The organism is Deinococcus sonorensis KR-87 (assembly GCF_040256395.1).
In the GTDB taxonomy this organism is placed as follows: Bacteria; Deinococcota; Deinococci; order Deinococcales; family Deinococcaceae; genus Deinococcus; species Deinococcus sonorensis.
Genome location: NZ_CP158300.1, coordinates 417,622 through 440,134, shown reverse-complemented (window position 1 = coordinate 440,134; position 22,513 = coordinate 417,622). Strand labels below are relative to the sequence as shown.

21 protein-coding genes are annotated in these 22,513 nt (G+C 71.2%); 14 read left to right on the top strand and 7 right to left on the bottom strand.

The features are described 5' to 3' along the window. Positions 1-16: 16 nt before the first annotated feature. From ABOD76_RS21995 to ABOD76_RS21945, 11 genes are all read left to right on the top strand, one after another. Complete coding sequence (locus ABOD76_RS21995) at positions 17-943, top strand: acetamidase/formamidase family protein (protein WP_350245502.1); 927 nt, start codon at positions 17-19, stop codon at positions 941-943. A 116-nt stretch (positions 944-1,059) separates the two neighbouring features. After that, entirely contained in the window at positions 1,060-1,998 is a 939-nt protein-coding gene (locus ABOD76_RS21990) for a 2-dehydro-3-deoxygalactonokinase (RefSeq protein ID WP_350245501.1), read from the top strand. Continuing rightward, positions 1,991-2,632, top strand: coding sequence for a bifunctional 4-hydroxy-2-oxoglutarate aldolase/2-dehydro-3-deoxy-phosphogluconate aldolase (locus ABOD76_RS21985; protein WP_350245500.1), 642 nt, complete (start codon positions 1,991-1,993; stop codon positions 2,630-2,632). Before ABOD76_RS21990 ends, ABOD76_RS21985 begins: the two co-directional genes overlap by 8 nt. Further along, on the top strand, positions 2,629-3,777 hold the full coding sequence (gene dgoD / locus ABOD76_RS21980) for a galactonate dehydratase (RefSeq protein ID WP_350245499.1): 1,149 nt from the start codon (positions 2,629-2,631) through the stop codon (positions 3,775-3,777). Before ABOD76_RS21985 ends, dgoD begins: the two co-directional genes overlap by 4 nt. A gap of 107 nt (positions 3,778-3,884) precedes the next feature. After that, entirely contained in the window at positions 3,885-4,526 is a 642-nt protein-coding gene (locus ABOD76_RS21975) for a MerR family transcriptional regulator (RefSeq protein ID WP_350245498.1), read from the top strand. Next, positions 4,523-5,770, top strand: coding sequence for a vWA domain-containing protein (locus ABOD76_RS21970; RefSeq protein WP_350245497.1), 1,248 nt, complete (start codon positions 4,523-4,525; stop codon positions 5,768-5,770). Before ABOD76_RS21975 ends, ABOD76_RS21970 begins: the two co-directional genes overlap by 4 nt. 64 nt (positions 5,771-5,834) lie before the next feature. Further along, entirely contained in the window at positions 5,835-7,301 is a 1,467-nt protein-coding gene (locus tag ABOD76_RS21965) for a gluconokinase (protein ID WP_350245496.1), read from the top strand. A 94-nt stretch (positions 7,302-7,395) separates the two neighbouring features. Further along, on the top strand, positions 7,396-8,166 hold the full coding sequence (locus ABOD76_RS21960) for an ABC transporter substrate-binding protein (RefSeq protein WP_350245495.1): 771 nt from the start codon (positions 7,396-7,398) through the stop codon (positions 8,164-8,166). Between the two features lie 185 nt (positions 8,167-8,351). Next, positions 8,352-9,242 (top strand): ROK family protein, encoded by an 891-nt coding sequence (locus ABOD76_RS21955; RefSeq protein ID WP_350245494.1) that lies wholly within the window; start codon positions 8,352-8,354, stop codon positions 9,240-9,242. Next, positions 9,239-10,621, top strand: a complete 1,383-nt coding sequence (melA, locus tag ABOD76_RS21950) for an alpha-galactosidase (protein ID WP_350245493.1) — start codon at positions 9,239-9,241, stop codon at positions 10,619-10,621. Before ABOD76_RS21955 ends, melA begins: the two co-directional genes overlap by 4 nt. A gap of 2 nt (positions 10,622-10,623) precedes the next feature. Beyond that, a complete protein-coding gene (locus ABOD76_RS21945; protein WP_350245492.1) occupies positions 10,624-12,705 on the top strand; it encodes an alpha-galactosidase in 2,082 nt (693 codons plus the stop codon). Positions 12,706-12,725: 20 nt separating this feature from the next. Here ABOD76_RS21945 and ABOD76_RS21940 read toward each other — a convergent pair whose 3' ends face one another. Beyond that, positions 12,726-13,037 carry a hypothetical protein gene (locus tag ABOD76_RS21940; RefSeq protein ID WP_350245491.1) on the bottom strand — a complete coding sequence of 104 codons (312 nt, stop codon included), beginning with the start codon at positions 13,035-13,037 and terminating at the stop codon, positions 12,726-12,728. Positions 13,038-13,217: 180 nt separating this feature from the next. Then, positions 13,218-14,069: an amidohydrolase family protein gene (locus ABOD76_RS21935; protein ID WP_350245490.1), complete on the bottom strand. Its 852-nt coding sequence runs from the start codon at positions 14,067-14,069 to the stop codon at positions 13,218-13,220. A gap of 349 nt (positions 14,070-14,418) precedes the next feature. Here ABOD76_RS21935 and ABOD76_RS21930 point away from each other — a divergent pair, with 349 nt between their 5' ends. Further along, entirely contained in the window at positions 14,419-15,426 is a 1,008-nt protein-coding gene (locus tag ABOD76_RS21930; RefSeq protein WP_350245489.1) for an Ig-like domain-containing protein, read from the top strand. Between the two features lie 29 nt (positions 15,427-15,455). Here the strand turns inward: ABOD76_RS21930 and ABOD76_RS21925 are convergent, their stop codons facing one another. Then, a complete protein-coding gene (locus ABOD76_RS21925; protein ID WP_350245488.1) occupies positions 15,456-16,448 on the bottom strand; it encodes an N-acetylglucosamine kinase in 993 nt (330 codons plus the stop codon). 49 nt (positions 16,449-16,497) lie between these two features. Here ABOD76_RS21925 and ABOD76_RS21920 point away from each other — a divergent pair, with 49 nt between their 5' ends. Next, positions 16,498-17,436: a GNAT family N-acetyltransferase gene (locus tag ABOD76_RS21920; RefSeq protein ID WP_350245487.1), complete on the top strand. Its 939-nt coding sequence runs from the start codon at positions 16,498-16,500 to the stop codon at positions 17,434-17,436. Positions 17,437-17,552: 116 nt separating this feature from the next. Further along, on the top strand, positions 17,553-18,545 hold the full coding sequence (locus tag ABOD76_RS21915; protein WP_350245486.1) for an FAD:protein FMN transferase: 993 nt from the start codon (positions 17,553-17,555) through the stop codon (positions 18,543-18,545). A 24-nt stretch (positions 18,546-18,569) separates the two neighbouring features. On the opposite strand, the gene ABOD76_RS21910 is transcribed toward ABOD76_RS21915, so the two are convergent. Genes ABOD76_RS21910 through phnF form a run of 4 tightly spaced genes read right to left on the bottom strand, consistent with a single transcriptional unit; the run spans position 18,570 to position 22,396 of the window. Then, on the bottom strand, positions 18,570-19,523 hold the full coding sequence (locus ABOD76_RS21910) for a serine hydrolase domain-containing protein (RefSeq protein ID WP_350245703.1): 954 nt from the start codon (positions 19,521-19,523) through the stop codon (positions 18,570-18,572). 41 nt (positions 19,524-19,564) lie between these two features. Then, positions 19,565-20,458 carry an N-acetylmuramic acid 6-phosphate etherase gene (gene murQ, locus ABOD76_RS21905; RefSeq protein ID WP_350245485.1) on the bottom strand — a complete coding sequence of 298 codons (894 nt, stop codon included), beginning with the start codon at positions 20,456-20,458 and terminating at the stop codon, positions 19,565-19,567. After that, positions 20,451-21,596 (bottom strand): anhydro-N-acetylmuramic acid kinase, encoded by a 1,146-nt coding sequence (locus tag ABOD76_RS21900; protein WP_350245702.1) that lies wholly within the window; start codon positions 21,594-21,596, stop codon positions 20,451-20,453. The genes murQ and ABOD76_RS21900 overlap by 8 nt, the downstream gene beginning before the upstream one ends. A gap of 23 nt (positions 21,597-21,619) precedes the next feature. Further along, positions 21,620-22,396, bottom strand: a complete 777-nt coding sequence (phnF, locus tag ABOD76_RS21895) for a phosphonate metabolism transcriptional regulator PhnF (RefSeq protein ID WP_350245484.1) — start codon at positions 22,394-22,396, stop codon at positions 21,620-21,622. Positions 22,397-22,513: the final 117 nt, after the last annotated feature.

Below are 22,513 nucleotides of genomic sequence, written 5' to 3'. Positions count from 1 at the left end.
TGCGGAGGACCCTGCCTTGACCCCACACATCCACACCATCCACCACCACCATTTCGGCTGGGACAACAGCCTGACGCCCGACACCCACGCCGCCCCGGGCGACACGCTGGCCTTCACGGTGCAGGATGCCAGCGGCGGCCAGCTCACCGAGCACAGCAGCGTGGCCGACCTGGCCGCCTTCGACTTCTCGCGCACCAACCCGGTGAATGGTCCGGTCTACATTGACGGGGCCGAGCCGGGCGACGCCCTGAAGGTGGAAGTGCTGGACTTTCAGGAGGGCGGCTGGGGCTGGACCGGCCTGATTCCCGGCTTCGGGCTGCTGGCCGACGAGTTCCCCGACCCCTGGCTGCACCTGAGCCGCTACGACCGCGAGGCGGTGCAGTTCACGCCCGAGATCCGGCTGCCGACCCGCCCGTTTACCGGCACCATCGGGGTGGCGCCCGCCGAGCCGGGCCTGCACAGCGTGGTGCCGCCGCGCCGGGTGGGCGGCAACCTGGACATCCGCGACCTGACGCGCGGGTCCACGCTGTACCTGCCGGTGGAGGTGCCGGGGGCGCTGTTCAGCGTGGGCGACACGCACGCCTGCCAGGGCGACGGCGAGGTGTGCGGTACCGCCGTCGAAACCGCCATGACGGTCCAGCTGCGCTTCTCGCTGATCAAAGGGGCCAACTTCTCGGCCCCGCGCTTTGAGGTGCCGGCCAGCGGCCTGGCCCCGGTGGACCAGCAGGGTTACTACGCCACCACCGGCATCGGTCCGGACCTGTACCGGGCCGCCCAGGACGCCATCCGTGCCATGATCGACCACCTGGGACGCGAGTACCGCCTGGACCCCCCGCTCGCCTACGCGCTGTGCAGCGTGGCGGTGGACCTGAAGATCAGCGAGATCGTGGACGCCCCGAACTGGCTGGTCAGCGCCTACCTGCCGCGCAGCATCTTCCGCTAGCGGGGAAGGGAGAGAGCAGGTCCACTGAGCATGTGCCGTGGGCCTGCTGTTCGCTGGGTATGATGGCCGGGTTCCATAACTGATGCTGCCGTTCCCCCACCCCGAAAGGACCTGCCATGTACGCCGTCATCGATTCCGGCACCACCCGCACCCGCGTCCGCGTCTGGGACGGGCAGGGCGTGACCTGGCAGGCCGAACGTCAGATCGGCGCGCGCGACACTGCCCGTCAGGGCACGGAGGGGCTGGCGGGCGCGCTCGACGAGCTGCTGACTCTGGCCCGGGCCCAGGGACCGCTCCGGGCTGTGCTGGCGTCCGGCATGATCGGCAGCAACCTGGGGCTGGTGGACATCCCGCACCTGCCGGCGCCGGTGAGGTATCAGCAGCTGGCCGACGGCATTCACACCCGCACCTTCGAGCGGCTGGGACAGATCTGCTTCGTGCCGGGCGTACGGACGCTGCCCCAGGGTCCCTCGGATCTCGCGCATCTCGGGGAGCAGGACGTGATGCGCGGCGAGGAGGTGGAGGTGTACGCCCTGAGACGCCTGCTGCAGCTGAGCGGCCCGGTGAACTTCGTGCATTACGGCTCGCACCACAAGGTCATCTGCACCGACGACGAAGGCATCCAGCGCTCCGTCACCACCCTGGGCGGCGAACTGCTGGCCGCCACCCTGCAGCACACCATCCTGAGTGGCAGCGCCGCGCCGCCAGACACCCTCGGCCCGCTGGACCCAGACATCTGGCAGGCTGGGCTACTGCAGGCGCAGCAGGCCGGGTTTGCCCGCGCCGCCTTCTGTGTCCGGCTGGCGGAACAGCGGCTCGGCCTGACGCCGGAGCAGGCCACCACCTACCTGCTGGGGGCGGTGGCGAGCCTGGACCTTCCGCTGCTGCCACAGGGCGCGCCGCTGGTGCTGTACGGCCACGCCACCTTCACCGCCCCGGTAGCGCGGTACCTGACAGGCCAGGGCCGGCCGGTGCTCGCCGCAGACCCGGCGCAGAGTGCCCTGGCTGCGGTACAGGGCGCGGTTCAGCTGTTTGAAAGGCGCGCCGATGCTTGACCTGCCTGCTCTGGTCCACGCTCACCGGATCATCGCCATTCTGAGAGGCGTTCCGCTGCAGCATGCGGTCCGGCTCACCGAGCACCTGCACCGGGCCGGCATCCGGCTGTTGGAGGTGGCGCTCAGCGACCGGCATGGGCTGGACGTGCTGCGCGAACTGGACCGGCAGTTCGGCCCGGAGCTGGTGCTGGGCGCCGGCACGGTCATCACCCCGGAGCTGGCGGCCCAGGCCCAGGCGGCGGGTGCACGTTTTCTGCTCACCCCGCACGTGGTGCCGGAAGTCAATGCCTACGCGGTCCAGCACGGCCTGGGCCTGATCAGCGGCGCGATGACGCCCACCGAGATCCAGCAGGCGCTGGCCCAGGGGAGCCGCCCGGTCAAGCTGTTCCCGGCCGGCGATCTGGGGCCAGGATACCTGCGCAGCCTGCTGGGGCCGTACCCGGATCTGCAGGTCGTGGTGGTGGGCAACATCACGACCGCCAACCTGCCGGAGTTCGTGCGCGCCGGTGCGGTGGGCGCCGGCATCGGCAGCCACCTGACCCACACCGACTGGAACGCCCCGGACTTTGCGACCCTGGAACACCGGGCGCGGACCTTGCTGGCCCAGTTCGGCTCCCCGGAGGACCGTGCATGAAAATCACCCGTCTGACCACCTACCGCGTGCCGCCCCGCTGGCTGTTTCTCAAGATCGAGACCGACGAGGGGCTGACCGGCTGGGGCGAGCCGGTGGTGGAGGGCCGAGCCCACACCGTGGCAGCGGCGGTGGACGAGCTGGCCGACTACCTGATCGGGCGCGATCCGCTGCTGATCGAGGACCACTGGAACGTGATGTACCGGGGCGGCTTCTACCGGGGCGGGGCGATCCTGATGAGCGCCATCGCCGGCATTGATCAGGCGCTGTGGGACATCAAGGGCAAGTACCACGGGGTGCCAGTCCACGCGCTGCTGGGCGGGCAGGTGCGCGACCGCATGCGGGTGTACTGCTGGATCGGGGGCGACCGCCCCGCCGAGGTGGGCCGCGCCGCACTGGAAGTAGCCGCGCGCGGCTTCACGGCCATCAAGATGAACGCCACCGAGGAACTGCAGTACCTGGACAGCCACGACAAGATCGACCGGGTGCTGGAGCGGGTGCAGGCGGTCCGGGACGCGGCCGGGCCGGGCCTGGGCATCGCGGTGGACTTTCACGGCCGGGTGCACAAGCCGATGGCCAAGATCCTGGCGAAGGAACTCGATCCGCTGCGGCTGATGTTCATCGAGGAGCCGGTGCTGAGCGAGCACAACGACGCGCTGCAGCACATCGCGCGCTACACCGACACGCCCATCGCGACCGGCGAGCGGATGTACTCGCGCTGGGACTTCAAACAGCTGCTGCACGACGGCTACGTGGACGTGATCCAGCCGGACCTGTCGCATGCGGGCGGCATCACCGAGTGCCGCAAGATCGCCGCGATGGCCGAGGCCTACGACGTGGCGCTGGCGCCGCACTGCCCGCTTGGCCCGATTGCGCTGGCCGCCTGCCTGCACCTCGACGCGGTAGCGTACAACGCCTTCATTCAGGAGCAAAGTCTGGGCATCCATTACAACGAGAGCAATGACCTGCTGGACTACCTGCTCAATCCAGAGGTGTTCGCGTACGCGGACGGCCATGTGGCGTTCCCACAGGGGCCGGGCCTGGGCCTGGAGATCAACGAGGAGTACGTCTTGGAGATGGCCCGCAGCGGCCACCGCTGGCGCAACCCCATCTGGCGCCACCAGGACGGCAGCTTTGCCGAGTGGTAAGGGGTGGGGACAGGCCACGTGAGCGGCTGAGCGAGATTTTGAGTCTGGCCCTAGCTTGCACCTATAACTGTCATTGACAATTAAAACTGTCACTGATATGCTGAGCCATGTCCGGACAACCCCTCCCGACCAGCTGGTCGGGTGCTCTCGACGAGCTGGCCGCGCTCGCCAACACCCTGCTGCCGCAGTACCTTCCGCTGGACCGCTCCGGGCGGACCCAGGACGCCATCAACCCGCGTCTGATCCGCCATTACACCACCCTGGGCCTGCTCGACGAGCCGGCCAAGCAGGGCCGCGAGGCCCGCTACAGCCAGCGGCACCTGCTGCAGCTGCTGGCCCTGCGCCGGCTGATGGGGGAGGGCCTGACCGCCCAGGCGCTGCACGGCACCCTGACCACCCGCACCGATGACGAACTGCGCGCGCTGCTCAGTGGCCAGAGTGAGCTGACCCTGCAGGCCAGCAACCCGGCGCTGGCCTACCTGAAGCAGCTGCGTTCCCAGGCTGAGCCTCCAGCGGCCGTCTCCGCGCCGATGTTCAGCAGCGCGCCTCCACCCGCTCCTCGTGCCGCTCCAGCCTCGCCGGACATCCAGCCGTCCCCACCCGAACGCTACACCCGACTCGCACTCGCCCCCGGCCTGGAGCTGCATGTCAGCCGCCATGCCCGGCTGCCGCGCACCGCCGCCGAACAGGACGCGCTGTATCAGGCGCTGCTTCAGGCCCTCGCCACCTTCAGGAGAGACACCCCATGACCGAACCCCGCATCGAACTGCTACCGCTGCACACTGGCCTGAACCGCGACCACGCCACCCTTCTCACCGTCCTGGCCCGCATCCATGCCCCGCAATTGCCGCGCGCCGCGCAGGTCCGGCCGCCGCTGAATCTAGCGCTGGTGATTGACCGCAGCGGCAGCATGAGCGGCCAGCCGCTGCAGATGGCCCGGGCCGCCGCCCGCGCCGCGGTACAGCAGCTGAGCCCCAGGGACCGCCTGAGCATCGTCACCTTCGACGACACGGTGCAGCTGGTGGTGCCGTCTCAGCACGTCACCGACCCGGAAGCGCTGCAGCAGGCCATTGACCGCATCGAGTGCGGCGGAAGTACCGCGCTGTACGCCGGCTGGCTGGAGGGGGCAACCCAGGTGGCCACCCACCTGCAGCCGGGCGCCCTGAACCGGGTGATTCTGCTCACCGACGGGCAGGCCAATGTGGGGCCGCAGCGCAGCCACGACATCGCGCCTCAGGTGGAGGGGCTGGCCCAGCGCGGCGTCAGCACCAGCGCCATCGGCCTGGGGGCCCACTACGACGAGGACCTACTGCTGGCCGTCGCCAACGCGGGAGACGGCAACTTCGAGCACGTCGAGCGGCCAGAGGCGCTGCCCGCCTTCTTCGAACAGGAACTGCTGGGCCTGAGCCGCACGGTGGGCCGGGTGGTCAGCCTGGGCCTGGAACCGAACCCGGAGCACGACGTGCGCGTGACCGAGGTGCTCAACGACCTGAAACGCGCCGCCACCGGGCGGCTGCAGCTGCCGAACCTGCTGGATGGCCAGACCACCGATGTGGTGCTGCGCCTGAAGGTGCCGGCCCAGCCGGGCCGCAGCGGCACGCTGGGGGTGCTGCGGGTCCGGCTGGCCTGGAGCGATGCCCAGGGCCGCCACACCCGGCGCGCCCAGCTGAACCTGCCGCTGCTGGACAGTGACGCCTATGGTCAGCTGCCGGAAGATGCCGAGGTGCAGGCGGCCGTGACGGTGCTGGAAACGGCGCGGCTGAAGCGCGAAGGGGTGGACGCGCTGGACCGGGGCGACCGGGTGTACGCGGCCCGCGCCTTCTCGGCGGCAGTGGATCTGGTGTCGGCGGCGCCCGCGAGCGCGGCCACCCGGCCGGAACTGGCCGAACTGCAGGCGCTGCAGGGCGACCTGGCGGCGGGCCGGGACGCCGAGCTGAGAAAGCGGGCGGTCAGCCAGAGCTACGACCGCAGCCGCAGCAAGCCCCGCCGCTGAGCCGGGCCGAGGCCGGGCGCCCGGGTCCGCCGACCTGCGGCGCCCGGCCCGTTATGGTAAACGCGTGACCGACAGCCGGCAGATGACAACTACGGACGTGACCATCGGCGTGGACCTGGGGACCACCTCGGTAAAGGCGCTGGCGCTGGACAGTGCGGGCCGGGTGGTGGCCCGTTCCGGCGGCGGCTACCCGCTGCACAGCGGCACGGACGGCTCGGCGGTCCAGGACGCCGAGCAGGTGGTGGCCGTGGCGCTGGACGCCCTGAGCGCACTGCATCGTCAGCTGGCCGGCGTAACGGTGCGCGCCATCGTGCCGAGCGCGGCCATGCACAGTCTGGTGCTGCTGGACCGGTCAGGACGCGTGATGGGCCCGGCCCTGACCTGGGCTGATACGCGCCCCGCCCTAACCCTGCCCCAGCTGCGTGCCCAGTTGGACCCGGCCTGGAGCTACCCCCGCACCGGCTGCCCGCTGCAGGCGCCCTATCATCCGGCCCGGCTGTGGTGGCTGCGGCAGACCCAGCCGGACGTGTTCGGGACAGTGGGCCATTTCGTGTCGCTCACAGACCTGCTGCTCCACCGCCTCACCGGCCACTGGGCCACCAGCGTGGGGCTGGCCTCCACCACCGGCCTGTGGAACCTGCAGGCGTCCCGCTGGGACCCGGAACTGCTGGCCGCCCTCGGCATTCAGCCGGGTCGGCTGCCCACAGTCCTGGACGCCCGTGAGCCGGTGGGGCCGGTGCTGGCCGGCCCGTGGCGCGGCGTGCCGGTGCTGGCCGGCAGCAGCGACGGAGCGCTGGCCAACCTCGGGACCGGCGCGGCGCTGGAGGACGTGGTGGTGACGGTCGGCACCAGCGGCGCGGTCCGTCGCCTCAGCGCGCGGCCACACCTGGACCCGCTGGCCCGCAGCTGGAGCTACCGCCTGGACCTGCAGACCCACCTGGTCGGCGGCGCCATCAACAACGGTGGACTTCTGCTCGACTGGGTGCGGCGCAGCTGGTACAGCGATCTGGACACGGCCACCGGCTTCGCCCGGTTGTTGCACGACGCCGGGGAGGTGCCGGCCGGAGCGGACGGCCTGACACTGCTGCCGTACCTGAGCGGCGAACGCAGCCCCCACTGGCGGGCGGACCTGAGGGCCACCCTGCACGGGCTGACCCTGGCCCACGGGCGGGCCCAGGTGGCCCGCGCTGCGTTGGAGGCGGTGGCATTCTCGCTGGCACAGGTTCGGGCGCTGGACGAGGAGACGCCGGGAAGCCGGGTGTACTCCACCGGGGGGCTGGCCGCCGACCCCGGCTGGAACCGCCTGCTCGCCAGCGTGCTCGGCGTGCCGGTCCATCTGCTGGAGGCCGGCGACGCGTCGGCCACCGGCGCCGCCCTGCTCGGCCATGAGCGGGCCACGCTGCAGGCCCTGCAGCGGGAGGCCCGGACCCGTCCGGCCGTGCTGCCGGACCCGGCCAGCAGCGCCGCCCTGGAGGCCGCCCGCACCCGCTGGCTTCAGCTGTACGCCACGCTGTATCCCGCCGTCCCCTGAAGCCCTGACCTCACTGGCTTAGGCCGCCACATCGTTTGACGTCGTGACGTTTTCGTCAGGGCGGGTGGCCCACAGTACGGTCAGGAGGTCTTCTATGCGTGGTGCCCGCTTCTTCCTGCTTTCCACCGCCCTGCTCGTCACCATGGCTCCTGTCTCCCAGGCGCGCACCCTCAGCGACATTCGCGCCAGCGGCACGCTCGACGTGGCCACCAGCGCCGATTTCGAGCCGTTCAACTACATGAAAGGCAGCGTGCCCGCCGGGTTCGAGGTGGACCTGGCCACGCTGCTGGCCCAGCGGCTGGGCCTCAAGGTTCACTGGGTCATCCGCCCGTTCGACGGTCTGCTCACCGACCTGGGCGAGCGCCCGGACGACATTGATCTGGTGATTGCCTCGCACGCCATCACCAGCACCCGGCTCAAGACGGTGGACTTCGGCACGCCGCACTACTGCACCGGCGGCGTCCTGCTGACCCGCGCGGGCGGCCCCACCACCAGCAAGGCGCTGGCCGGCAAGAACCTCGGCGCCGAGTCGGGCAGCACCTACTTCGGATTCCTGCAGAAGCTGCCGCTGCGTAAGACCGTGCAGGTGTACCCCAGCAGCGACGCCGCCATCCAGGCGGTCGCGACCGGCCAGGTGGACGCCATCGCCACCGACCGGTTCGCGGCGCTGGGTGCGGTCAAGACGTACTCCAAAGCCAACCTGATCATCGGGGAAACGCTCTGGAAGGAGCAGATCGCCGTGGCGTACCAGAAGGGCAACTCGGAGTTGCGGCAGGCGGTGAACGGCGCGCTGAGTCAGCTGATCCGCGACGGCAGCTACGCGGCCCTCAGCAAGCGTTACTTCGGCACCAACATCGGCTGCTGAGCGGGCCTGTCCGCTGGGAACCGGGCCTGGGTGCGCTCCAGGACCGAGGGATCTGCTGAGTGCCCCGTCAGGCTGACCTCCCCTTCGGGTCGGCCCGACAGGGGACATGCTCGCCTTGCCTTCCCTTCATCCCGGTGCCGGGTCCGGCTGGACCTGACCGTGCGATGTCGAGTGTAATGGGGCCCATGACCTATGCCCTCGCGCTCGACATCGGCGGAAGCCACGTGACGGCCGCCGCCGTGGACCTGCAGCAGCACCGCCTGCTGGGCGACCCGGTGCGCCGACACCTCAGCCACGCCGAAGCCGCCACCACCCTGCTAGACGGCTGGGCGCAGGCCGCGCTGGCCGCCTGCCTGCCGGGCGGCGCGCCGCTGCGGGTGGGTGTGGCGATGCCTCACCCCTTCGATATGGAACTGGGCGTGTCGCACATGACCCACAAGTTTCTGGCGCTGCTGAACGTGAGCGTCCGCGAGGAACTGACCCGGCGCTGGCAGGGCACCCCGCTGGCGGGCCTGCCGCTGCAGTTTGGCAACGACGCCGACCTGTTCGTGCTGGGCGAGTGGTGGGGCGGCGCGGCGCAGGGCCGGGCGCGCGTGATGGGCATCACGCTCGGCACCGGCATCGGGTCCGGCTTTGTGGTGGACGGGCGGGTGGTGACCGACGGGCCGGAGGTGCCGCCGGAGGGCGAGCTCAACCGGGTCCCGTACCGGGACGCCGACGCCGAAACCGCCCTGTCGAGCGTGGCCCTGGTCCGGGAGTACCAGCGCCTCAGCGGCGAGGAGTGCACGGTGGCCGAGATCGCGGCGCTCGCCGGGCAGGGTGACCCCCGCGCCCGGCAGGTATTCCAGAGCTTCGGTGAGCGACTGGGGGAGGTGCTGTCGCCGTGGGTGCAGCGCTTTCAGCCGGAGACGGTGGTGGTGGGCGGCAATGTGTCGCGGGCCTGGGAGCTGTTCATCGGGCCGCTGCAGCAGGGGGTGAGCGTCCCGTGCGTGCAGACCACGCTCTTCGAGACGGCCAGCCTGCTGGGCGCGGCAGCGTTGGGCGTCAGGGAGCAGGTCAAGGAGTGGAGCGTATGAAGATTGCGATCATCGGAGCCGGCGGGCAGGTGTTTCCGCTGCGGCTGGTGGCGGACATGCTGAGTTTCCCGGCGCTGCAGGCGAGCACCATTCACCTGATGGACATCGACGCCGCGCGGCTGGCCGTGACGGAAGGCAACGTGCGGACGCTGGTGCAGCATTATGGTTTCCCGGCGCAGGTTAAGGCCGGCACCGATCAGCGCGAGGCCCTGCGCGGCGCCGACGCCGTGATCGTCACCTTCCAGGTGGGCGGCCTGGACGCCTACGAGCTGGACGTGACGATTCCGAGGCGCTACGGCCTGGACCAGACGGTGGGGGACACGCTGGGGCCGGGCGGCGTGATGCGCTTCCTGCGCAGCGCTGAAGCCTACCGCCGCATCGCACAGGACATGCACGAGCTGTGCCCGGAGGCCCTGCTGATCAACTACGCCAACCCGATGGCGATGAGCTGCTGGTACCTGTCGCGGCTGGGGGTGAAGACGGTGGGGCTGTGTCACAGCGTGCAGGGCACCACCTGGATGCTGGCGCAGGTGCTGGGCATTCCGCACCGCGAACTGCGCTTTCGCAGCGCCGGCATCAACCATCAGGCGTGGCTGCTGGAGCTGCACCACAATGGCCAGGACGTGTACCCGCGCCTGCGGGAGCTGATGCGCGAGCAGCACCTGGAGCGGCGTCCGGACCCGGAAATTGTCGAGGACCGTGGCAACCACAGCGACCGCGCCTACCGCCCCAGCGTGTACGAGGGCGGCCAGGAGCGGGTGCGGACCAGCATCATGGACTATTTCGGGTACTTCCACACCGAGTCGAGCCACCACGCCAGCGAGTACCTGCCGTATTTCCGCAAGGATGCGGAGACCACCCGCGAGGTGCTGCCGTACCGCTGGGACTACTACGAGATCTGCCGCCGCAACGCGGGTGACGACCAGCACGGCATGATGGCCCGGCTGCTGACCGAACTGCGCCCTTCGGTCGAGTACGGAGCGGTGATCCTGAACGCCATGCAGACCAACCAGCCGGCGGTGATCTACGGCAACGTGCCGAACCGCGGCCTGATCCGCAACCTGCCGGACGGCTGCTCGGTGGAGGTGGCGTGTCTGGTGGACGGCAACGGCGTGCAGCCCACGCCGCTGGGGAGCCTGCCGCCGCAGCTGGCCGCCCTGAACCGCAGCAACGTGGCGGTTCAGGAGCTGGCGGTGGAGGCCGCGCTCACCGGCGACGTGCAGCACGTGTACCATGCCATGGCGCTTGACCCGTTGACCGGGGCGCTGCTGACCCTGGACCAGATCCGGGCCATGACGGACGAGCTGCTGCAGGCCGAGGCCCACTGGCTGCCGCAGTTTACCGCCCTGACCTCCGCCCATCTTCCCGCAGGAGACTGACCTTGAACGAGCTTTCCTCCGCCCCCTTCTGGGTGCTGACCACCCACCGCACCGCCTACACGCTGGGCCTGGACCCGGACGGGCGGGTGGTGCACACCTACTGGGGGCCCCGGCTGCCGCGCGCGGAAGACTACCCGCGCCCCCAGCCGGTGCTGGAGTGGGCCTCGTTCAACCCGCCGGCGCATCTGGTGCCGGAGGAGTACCCGGCGCACGGCGGAGCGCGCTACAACTGGCCGGGCCTGAAGGTGACGCTGCCCGGCGGCACCCGTGAACTGGAGCTGCGCTACGTGCGTGCCGAGCAGGAGAGGGCAGAGCTGCGGCTGCACCTGCAGGACGCCGCCTATCCGCTGGAGGTGACGCTGCACTACCGCGCCCACGAGGCCGTTGACCTGATCGAGCGCTGGGTGACGGTGCGCAACGCCGGCAGCGGGACGGTGCAGCTGGACACGGTGATGTCGGCGCAGTGGCACGTGCCGCCGCACCGCGACTACCGGCTCTCTCACCTGTCGGGCCGCTGGTTCGACGAGTTCCGGCTGCACCGCGAGCCACTCACCCAGGGCGTCAAGGTGCTGGAGAGCCGCCGCCTGACCACCAGCCACCACCACAACCCCTGGTTCGCGCTGGATGACGGCCACGCGCAGGAGGACGCGGGCGAGGTGTGGTTCGGGGTGCTGGCGTGGAGCGGCAACTGGAAGCTGGCCGCCGAGGTGACCGACTTTGGCACCACCCGGCTGAGCCTGGGCCTCAACGACTGGGACTTCGTGTGGCAGCTGGACGCCGGAGAGCAGTTTGTGACGCCGCCGAGCCTGGCCGGCTACACCGCCCACGGCTTCGGGGCGGCCAGCCGGGCGCTGCACGACCACATCCGGGCCGAGGTGGTGCCCAACCCCCAGCACACCCGCAAGGTGCTGTACAACAGCTGGGAAGCCACCTTCTTCAACGTGGACGAGCCGTCGCAGGCGCAGCTGGCCGAGCGGGCCGCCGCACTGGGTGTGGAGCTGTTCGTGATGGACGACGGCTGGTTCCACGGCCGCACCTCGGACAACGCCGGGCTGGGCGACTGGTGGCCGGACACAACGAAGTTCCCCAATGGCCTGACGCCGCTGATCGAACGGGTCAAGGCGCTGGGCATGGATTTCGGGCTGTGGATCGAGCCGGAAATGGTCAACCCCGACAGCGAGTTGTACCGCGCGCATCCCGAGTGGGTGATCCACTTCCCGGAGCGCCAGCGCACCGAGGCGCGCAACCAGCTGATCCTGAACCTGGCGATGCCGGAGGTGCAGACGTACCTGCTGGAGACGCTGGACCGGCTGCTCTCCGAGCATGACATCCGCTTCATCAAGTGGGACATGAACCGTAACGTCAGCGAGGCCGGCTGGCCGGACGCGCCGCGTGACCAGCGCGAGCTGTGGGTGCGCTACGTGGAGGGCCTGTACGGGCTGTGGGGCACCCTGAAGGGGCGGCATCCACAGGTGGTGTGGCAGAGCTGCTCTGGCGGTGGCGGCCGCGCTGACCTGGGCATCCTGCGGCTGGCCGATCAGGTGTGGGTGAGCGACAACACCCACGCCGCCGCCCGGCTGAGCATTCAGGACGGCTACTCGCAGGTGTTCCCGGCCAGCACCATGGAAGCCTGGGTGACAGACGCGGACCGGGGGCGGCTGCCGCTGGAGTTCCGCTTTCACGTCAGCATGCTCGGCAGCCTGGGGCTGGGCGGCCACCTGCTGCACTGGAGCGAGCAGGAACGCGAGCAGGCCACCCTGCTGGTGGCGCTGTACAAGGAAGTGCGCCACGTCATTCAGTTCGGTGACCAGTACCGGCTGCGTTCGGCCCAGCACGCGCCCTTCAGCGCGGTGCAGTACGTCAGCAAGGACCGCTCGGAAGGGGTGCTGTTCGCCTTCCGGACCCACATGGCGCGGCCGACCATCCTGCCGCCGCTGTACCTGCGTGGCCTGGACGCGGACGCCCTGTATGAGGTCGAGGGGGAGCCGGAGCCGCTCAGCGGCGCCGCCTGGATGCACGCGGGGGTGAATGTACAGCTCAACGACTTTGAAAGTCAGGTGCGCCGCATCCGCCGCCTGGGCTGACCGCAGGAGGGGCGCAGGGCTTACAGCCCCAGCGCCTCGCGTTCTTCCGGCGTGAGCTTGGCGCGGGCCGCCGAGATCAGCCGCTGCTTGCGCTCCTGCACCTCCAGCTGTTCGGCCTCCTCCAGGGTTTCGCAGATGGTCAGGCGGCCCTCCTGCACCCGCAGCGCCGGGGTGCCGTCCGGCAGGCGCTGCTGATCGAAGCCCTTGACCTTGCTGAAGGCCAGCGCCAGCTCCGGCCGCACAAAGTTCTGCTGCGGCTGCTCCTGAGCGTGCAGCGGCGTCCCGTCTTCCGGGTCCAGCCGGGTGATGATGAAATAGCGCACCTCGTTCATCGGGCGGGATCCGGCGCGGTCCGCACCCGCCGTGGTGGTGATGAGGTATGCCGTGGCCTGACTCCGGTCATTGGACTCCCAGCGCGAGAACGTGAAGGTGGACACCGTGGTGTGGCGCGCGGCTCCGGTACACGGGGGCGCGGCATCCCTCATTGTCCATGGTGAGCCGCTGTGCCTGGTTCATTTTTCGTTTAGGTGTGGTGCGGGCCAGCGCAGCGCCGAGCGCAGGCTGCCCCCCAGCACCCAGGCCTTCTCGTCCTGCGAGAGGTTCGGGGTGTCGCGGATGGTGTACAGCGACTCGGCCCAGGTGTGATGGTCGGTGGCCTGGGTGCAGTCGCTGCCCCACATCACCCGCTGCGGCCCGAAGGCCTCCAGAACGCGCAGCAGCATGTCCAGCACGTCTTCGTAGGGGTAGGAGCCGGCAGACAGGCGTGGCGCGTGGCTCCATTTCAGGAAGACGTTCGGGTACTCGGCCAGGGCCAGCACGTCGTCGAAGCCCGACAGCCGGTCATCGTGCAGGCGGCCAGGGCGCAGCTCGACGCCGCAGTGGTCCACAATGACCGGAACATCCGGTGCCAACCTCAGGTACGGATGGAGCAGCCGCGTGCGGCCCGGCAGCAGCACGAACACCGGCACCCCGTGCCGCTGGGCCGACGTGAACACCGGGGCGTCCGCTCCGGCCGCAAACTGCTCGAAGCCTTCCGGGGTCCAGGGCACCACCCGCAGCGCCTTGCGCTGAGGCACCCGCCCGACGCTGCCGATCAGGGCGTCCAGGTCCGGGTCACGGCGGTCCACCCGGATCAGGTAGGCGAAGCGTTCCGGGAATTGAAGGGCGGCGGCCTCCGCCAGTGGATACACATGTCGGAATGCGCCGTTCGGCAGTTCGTAGCCCGGCAGGATGCGGGACTGCTCGTCAAAGGCCCAGTACTCGTCGTAGACCAGCGCCTTCACGCCCACGGCGTCCATGGCGGCCACCCCGGTGTCCAGGCTGCCCAGCAGATTGAAATGTACCTGTGCGTCCACAATATCCATTCGGGTGCTCCTGGGGCCACGCTGGTGGAAGAAAAGGTTGGAGGCGGGGTATGTCTGGCGACCGGGCGGAGGTGTGTCCTCCGTCGATGAAGGTGCATTGCCGCCGCACCTTCATCCTGCCAGGAAATGGGCGCATGGTTCGATGGTGCGTCCTCCGGGCGAGTGAGGGCCGGGAACGTGGGAACCTGCCCGCCCCACGTGCTCCCCGGGTGTACGCTGAAGCCGCACCACCCGGCCGTTGTGTGTACCGCCCGTCATGTGGGGACCGGGCGGCCTGTTCCCTGCATCGTCATGCATCTGATCCCATCCGCCACGGGAAGGGGCCGCCTCCCGGCCCAAAGGATGTCCGATGAGACGCACAACAGTGACGGGGTTCGCCCTGCTGGCCTTCGTATTCACTGCATGCGGCACGGGTGGGCCGTCCGGCGGCTCTGCGCGGCCGGAAATCCTGGCCATCGTGCCGGCCAGCGGCGCCGTGGGTGTCCGCGACGATGCGAACATCCGGATCAGCTTCAGCCAGCCGATGGACCGGGCTTCGGTCGAGGCCGCCTATGTGTCGTTCGCTGACGGCCTGCGCCGCGATCAGGTGGCCTTTGTCTGGAACGCCAACAGCACCCTGGTGACCGTGGACCCCAAAGGGCCGCTCAGCTACGCGGCAGCCCCCGCCGCCCCCGTGACCTACACCTTCCTGATTGGCGCGAGTGCACAGGCCCAGGGCGGCGGGAAGCTGGCCGAGACGACCTCAAGCTTCCGGACCGCCCGGCGGTACACCACCACGCTGAATGGCCAGGCGGCCCTGGACGGCTACACCTCTGACCAAGAAGCGGCCTATTCCAATGGGGTTACCGGAGGGACATCCGCCCGGGTCGGCGGCATGAGCGACATAGCCCCCAGCGGCTACGTCACCGTCTCCGTCCGCGGGTTCTTCAGCTTCGATCTGTCGAGCCTGCCACCGGGCCTGCTTCCGGAAGACGTGTCGTCCGCCGCCCTGACGCTGCAGCAGACGTTGGTGTATCCAGCCAGCGCGTACACCGACATGTCCACCGCCCCGGAACAGCTGGTGCTGGAGCACGTGCGGTACGGAGACCGCCTGAACATCAAGAGTTTTTCGGCGCCAGTGCTGGACGTGGTCAGCCCGGCCTTCTCGAAGGATGCCGCGCTGGGGGCGCGGCAGGCGGACGTAACGGCCGCCGTTCGGGCCGACCTGCAGGACCCGGCCGCGTCCGGTGGGCGGACGCAGTACCGGCTGCGCTTCGGCCGTGACGGGGTGCCCGGGGCCTACGGGTTTGCCGAGTTCGGCACCGCCGAGGACGCTGCCCACGCCCCGGCGCTTCAGCTCGGGTATCTGGCGCCCTGAACAGATGCCACCGACCCGGACGGCGCAGCTCAGCTGCTCCCGGCCGTCGCCCCACTGAGCTGCCGGGCCACTTCCGTGGTCCAGCGGTCGGGCACCGGCCAGCCGGCCAGCCCGGCCGCCCGCAGCAGGGCCCCGCCCAGCGGCGGCAGCAGCGGCGGCACCCGCTCGAACTCCGGCAGCGCCCGCTCGGTGGCGTCCAGCACCAGGGGGCTGGTCGCCACGCTCCCAGCGGCGCTCCAGCGGGCGGGGACGTCCAGCCGGAGCGCGGCGGCACATGCCCGCACATGGGCGGCCAGCTGCTGGCCCGCCCGCTCCAGCAGCGCCAGGGCGTCCGGATCGCCCTGCGCGGCGAGGTCGGCCAGTGGCCGGGCCAGCTGAGCAATGGCAGAGCGTGGGTGCGCCTGGGCCTGCACCCAGCCGAGCAGCGGCCGGGTGAGGTACGCGGGGTCCCGCTCCAGCCCGAGGGCCGCGAGCAGGGCCGTGGTCAGCGCCTGCGCGTCGGCGCGGCCATCCAGGGTGCGGCTGATCAGCCCCAGCGCCTCGCGGCCCAGCCACGCGCCGCTGCCCTCATCACCAAAAGAGAACCCCCAGCCGCCCACCCGCCGCTCCTGCCCGGCCCCGTCGCGGCCCCAGGCGATGGAGCCGGTACCGGCCAGCAGCAGCACGCCAGGACCCCCTCCCAGAGCACCAAAGTGGGCGATCTGCACGTCGTTGAGGAGCTCGCGAGGCAGCGCCTCCGGCAGCAGGCCCGCCAGCAGCTGCTCGGTGGCCGCCCGGCCGGGGGCCAGTTCGCCGTACCCGGCGAGTCCCAGCGTGGCGGCCTGCAGGTCCGGCGTGGCCTCCAGCAGCGGACGCAGCAGCTCGGTGAGATGCTCGGCCCAGCGCGGCTGATCGTTGGGATTGCTCCCGCCCACGGTCCAGGGCCCCTGCACATGGCCATCCGGCGCGGCCAGCGCCGCCCGGGTGTGGCTGCCCCCTCCATCCACGCCCAGCACCCAGCCGGACGGCGTCACCTTGGTCATGCGCTCCAGCGTAGCGGCTCGGCTGGCCGGGGTGGGCTATGCTCCGGCCATGCTGCCCCCTGACTCCACCCCCGGTCTGATGAGCGGTCCGGCCCCCACCCCCGACGAGATCCTGGCCCTGTGGCACGCGGCCTTCCCGTCCCACCCGGTGCATCCGGCGGGTCTGAGGGCCCGGCTGGACGCTTCAGACCCTCAGCTGTGGCTGCGGCTGGACGGACAGCTGGTCGGCTGGGCGGCGCTGCGCTCGGTGGCGGGCCAGGAGCGCGGTCACCTGCGCGCCCTGCTGGTGCACCCGGAGCAGCAGGGCAGAGGCGTGGGCGCGGGCCTGCTGGCCGAGGCCGAGCACCGGCTGAGGCAGGCCGGGCACCGCACCATCGTGCCGGGAGCCGAGCACCTGCATTTCTTTCCCGGCGTCCCGGCGCAGGCGGCCGCTTACTTCGAGCGGCGCGGCTATCAGTTTGACGGCGACGTGAGCCATGACCTGGCGCTGCTGCCGGCCGAGCTGCCCGCTGCGCGCCTGCCGGCGAGCATGCACCTCCAGCCGGCCACCTCGCCGGACCTGGTGCAGCAGGCCCAGGCGTTCGCAGCCTCGTTCTCGGCCCGTTGGGGCAGTGATCTGGGGCGCATCGCGGACCAGAATCCGCTGCAGATTCTGACGCTGCTGGACGGCGGCCAGCTGATCGGGTTCGCGCTGACAGGCACCGAGGACGATCCGGCCATCCTGCCGTCCTGCCTGTACCCCGGTGGCCTGCGGGCGGCGCAGGGCCTGCCGGACACGGCGCGGACCGGCGGCCTTGGACCGTTCGGCATTGCGGAGGCGCGGCGCGGGGAGGGGCTCGGATGGGGCTTCTTCCTGGCCTGCGCCGCGCACCTGCGCGAACGGGGCGTGCAGGTGATGGGGGTGGACTGGACCCGCCTGCCGGACTTTTACCTGCGCGCGGGCGGCCGCATCTGGTCGTCGTGGCATCACGTTCACCGCGCCCTCTGACCGCTGTCCGGCCCCGCTGTGCCGGTCATCTCATCAGATCTTCGACGGACCTTCATGTGACGGCGTGAGACTACGGCCCTGAACCGCCGCCTCCATCTTCACCGCCGGGCCGTCCGGTGACCGCCACCCCGCTGGCCGCCGTCCTGCGTCGCGTGGGCCGCTGGCTGGACGAGCGGGCCGGGCGGCCGCGCTGGTACACCACGCACTACGAACGGGTGCTGGGCACCTCGCTGGAGCTGCGGGTGCGGGCCGAAACGGCGGTCCAGGCGAAGGTGGCGGAACAGGCGCTGCTGGATGAAATTGACCGGCTGGAGCAGGTGTTCAGCCGCTTTGACCCGGCCAGCGAGCTGAACCGCTGGCAGGCCACCCTGGGCGTGGAGCAGCCGGTGTCGCCGGACCTGGGCGAACTGCTGGCCCAGAGCCTGGACTGGACCCGGGAGACCGGCGGCGCCTACCACCCCGGCGCCGACGCACTGGGCCGGGTCTGGGCCGAGGCGGAGCAGCGCGGCACCGTGCCGGACCCGGCCGAGCTGGAACAGCTGGTGAACCGGCTGCAGGCGCCCGCCTACCGGGTGCGGGCAGACCGGCGGGCGGCCACCCGCCTGAGTGACCTGACGCTGAACTTCAATGCGCATGCCAAGGGGCAGATCGTGGACCGGGCGGCGGAGGCCGCCTACCGGCAGCCGGGCGTTCGCGCGGTGCTGGTGAACATCGGCGGCGACCTGCGTCACCTGGGCGACGACCACCTGCGTGTGGCCGTCGCCGACCCGTTGACCCGCGCCGACAATGCCCCCCCGGCCGCTCACCTGCAGATCAGCGGTCAGGGGGTGGCCACCAGCGGCGACACCTGGCGCGGCTACACCATTCGGGGAGAACGCCACTCGCACGTGCTCGACCCCCGCAGCGGCCAGCCGGTCACGTGGGTGGTGGGCGCGTCGGTGCTGGCGCGCGACAGCGCCACCGCCGACGTGCTGGCCACCGCCTTCAGCGTGCTGACCCCGGAAGAGAGCCTGCGCCTCGCGGATCAGCTGACCGGGGTGGGCTGCCTGCTGGTCACCCGCGACCGCCAGCGGTACAGCAACCGGTACTGGCAGCAGCACAGCGGCTGAAGAAGGCCACGGGCGCGACCCCGCTCAAGCCGGGTCCATGGCCTGCACCGTGTTGCCCACGGCCCGCCGCAGCCGTTGAATGTCGATGCTGGTGTGCCGGGACGGATGCACCCGGCTGGTGAGCAGCACCCAGGCGCGGTCGTGGCCGGGGTCCACCCACAGGCCGGTGCCGGTGAAGCCGGTGTGCCCGTAGGCGCCGGGCGTACACAGGCTGCCGCCGCTCCAGCCCGGCTGGTCGCGCACGAACACCAGGGTACGCCCCTCCGTCTGTGGCCGTGTGGCCAGCTCGGTGGCGGCCCGGGACAGCCAGCGGCCCTCCAGCAGCGCCTGTGCCTGATCCAGCACCCCGTCCAGCGTCCCGAACAGCCCGGCGTGGCCCGGCAGCCCGCCCAGCGCGGCGGCGTTCTCGTCGTGGACCTCACCGCGCAGCAGGCGGTCCCGCCAGGCGCAGTGCTCTGTTGTTACGCTGCGCTGCGGGTCCGGGGCCGCCGTGAAGCCGTCCGGCATCGGGAAGTCGCGCAGCGGCACGCCGCGCACCCGCTCCAGCACCAGCCCCAGCAGGATGTAGTTCAGGTCGCTGTAGACCGGCTCGCCCAGCGGCCACGCTTCCTGCAGCAGCCGCGCGCGGATCAGCGACACGTCGCCCCAGGTGTACATCGGCGCCCAGGCGGGCAGGCCGCTGGTGTGGGTCATCAGCTGGCGCAGGGTGCGCTGCCGCAGCGGGGTGTCCTGCATCCAGGCCAGTTCCGGCAGGAAGTCCGAGAGCGGATCGTCCAGGTCCAGCAGGCCGTCCTGCAGGGCCAGCAGCACCGCCCGCGCGGTGAACAGCGGCTTGGTCAGGCTGGCCAGGTCCCAGGACATGCCGGCGTCCAGCGGCAGCGGCTCCGGCACCCGCTGCGCCTGCCCCAGCACCAGCGTCTGCCGTTCACCGCCGCGCCATACCACGCCCAGCGCCGCGCCCGGCAGCCCCTGGGCCATCGCCGCCTCCAGCAGCCGGCGGGCCGGGTCGAGCGGGGCGTTCACTCGGCCTCCAGCGCGGCGCGGGCGCGGCCGTGGTGCGTTTCCAGCCGCCGCTCGGCCTCGTCCAGGCTCACCTGCCGGCCCAGCATCACGATGGCGGTCTTGACCCGCCCGCTGGCCTGCAGCAGCGCCTGGCTGGCGTCCGCTTCGCTGGCGCCGGTGGCGATCATCACTAGCCTCAGCGCCCGCTGCTGCAGCTTCAGATTGGTGGCCTGCAGGTCCACCATCAGGTTGCCCAGCACCTTGCCCAGCCGCACCATGATGGTGCTGGAGAGCGTGTTGAGCGCGATTTTCTGGCTGGTGCCGGCCTTCAGGCGGGTGCTGCCGCTGATCACCTCCGGGCCGGTGTCCAGCAGCACCGCGCAGTGCGGCACGGTCAGCAGCGGCGTGCCGGGATTGTTGGCGATGCCGATGGTCAGGGCGCCGCGCTGCCGGGCCAGTTCGAGTGCGGCCAGCACGTACGGGGTGGTGCCGCTGGCCGCCACCCCGATTACCACGTCGTTCGGGGTGGGGCTGAGCGCCTGCAGGTCGTCGCGGCCCGCCCGCATGTCGTCCTCGGCGCCCTCCACCGCGCGGGTCACGGCCCCCAGGCCGCCAGCCAGCAGCGTCAGCGCCCGTTCCGGTGGCCACGAGAAGGTGGGCGTCAGCTCGGTGGCGTCCAGCAGGCCCAGCCGGCCGCTGGTGCCGGCCCCCACATAGATCAGGCGCCCGCCCTGGGCCAGCCGTTCGCTGGCCAGTTCGGCCGCCCGGGCCAGCGCGGGTCCGGCCCGCTGCACCGCCTGCACTGCCTGATGCTGGTCCTCAATCAGGGCGGTGACGATGCTGGCACTGTCCAGCTGGTCAAGGTCGTGGTGCAGCGGGTGAACCGCTTCGGTGGGTCTGAACTCAGGCATGCGCGTCCTCCGCGAGGGTGCCGGCCAGCACCGCTGAGCGTGCGCCGGTGGTATGGGGCAGGGTGTTGGGCCAGCGCTGGGCGCGGGCGTAGCCGAGAAACGCGAAGGCGGCGGCCTCGCGGGTGCTGTCGCTGAAGCCGGCCCGGTCCCAGCCGAGCTCCGCGAAGGTGCGCAGCGGCACCGGGTCCAGCGCGGCGGCCAGCTGCCGCATCAGCTCCGGGTTGCGGGCGCCGCCGCCGGCCACCACCACCTCGTCCAGACCCAGCGGCAGCACCCAGCGCTGGTACGCGGCGGCAATGCTGTGGGCGGTGAAGGCGGTGGCGGTGGCCGCCAGGTCCGGCACGCTGAGGACGACTGGGGCCGGCAGCCGGTCCAGCCGCCACGTCTCGCGGCCGGTGGATTTGGGTGGCGGCCGCAGGAACTCCGGGTGCTCCAGCCAGGCCTCCAGGGTGGGCTGGTGCACGGTGCCCTGCCGGGCCAGGTGTCCGCCCTCGTCGCAGGTCAGGCCCGCCCGCTGGGCCGCCTCATCCATCAGGCAGTTGGCCGGGCCGGTGTCGAAGGCCAGCACCCCGGCCGGGTCCAGGCCCGGCAGGTAGGTGAGGTTGCTGATGCCGCCCAGATTATGGACGCTGCGGCGCATGCCGGCCTCCGAGAGGAGCGCCCAGTCGGCGTAGGGGACCAGCGGGGCGCCCTGCCCGCCGGCGGCCACATCCGCCGCCCGGAAGTTGGCCACCACTGGCCGGCCGGTGCCCTGCGCCACCACCGCCGCCTCGCCCAGCTGCAGCGTGGCGGGCCGCCCCCAGCCGACGGCCGGGTCCACCCGCGGCTGGTGTTGCACCGTCTGGCCGTGCATGGCAATCAGGTCGGCAGACGCGGCCAGCGGGGCTGCCGCGGCGAGCAGCGCCTCGCCCAGCCACCAGTGCAGCTGGGTCAGCGCGGCTGTGTGACTGTCGCTGCGCATGGCCGCCAGCACCGCCTCCCTCAGGTCGGGCGGGTACGGGGTGAAGGTGTGGGCCACCACCCGGCCGCGCGGTCCCCCGCCCTGAAGCGCCGGAAACGCGGCGCCACTGCCCAGCGCGGGCCAGCCGGGCAGCTCCAGCAGGACCGCGTCGATGCCGTCGGCGCTGGTGCCGCTCATCAGGCCCAGGACGCGGGCCGCACTCAAGGCTGACCGCCCTGCAGCTCCATCATGAATTCGTAGCGGTCGCCCCGATAATGCGCCGAGGCGAACTCCAGCGGCCGGCCCTGCCCGTCCCAGCTGAGCCGTTCGGTGGCCAGCAGCGCGGCCCCGACCGGCACCTGCAGCAGCCGCGCCTGCTCCGGGTCGGCGCTGACCGCCGTGATCTTGCGGATGGCCCGCCGGAGGGACAGCTGGCGGTCGGCCAGCAGCTGATACAGGCTGTGGTCCTGCACGTCCTGGGCCGCCAGCTCGCCCACCAGCCGCTGCGGCAGGGTGCTCTGCTCCACCGCCAGCGGCTCCTGGTCAGCGGTCCGCAGTCGCCGGACCCGGTAGACCCGCTCGCCCGGCGACAGTGCCAGCGTCATCGCTTCCAGCGCGGTGGGCGGCACACACTCGAACTGCAACACCTGGGCGCCGGGGTGGGCGCCGCGCGCGGCCATGTCGGTGCTGAAGCTGGTCAGCTCCGAGAGCGGGTGCTGAATGCGCGCTGGCGCCACGAAGGTGCCGCTGCCCTGGCGCCGCTCCAGCAGGCCCTGCTCGGTCAGGCGGGCCAGCGCCTGCCGCACCGTGACCCGCGACACGCCCAGCCGGGCGGCCAGTTCGCGCTCGGCCGGCAGGGCGGTGCCCACCGGGACCTGACCCTGCTCGATGCTGCGGGCCAGCGCCGCCGCCACCTGCAGGTAGATGGGCGTGGCGCTGCCGGCATCGACAACGGCGCCCCAGTCGGCGCCGGGCACGGTGGGCAGCGAGGATCGCATAATTGCAACCATACCACTTCAGGACCAATCTGGCGATGGCTTGCAATTGGACTGCAAGTGGTATTACTCTACGGGCATTACTTCCGAAGAGACAGCCCTGCTGGTACCGTCATTCCC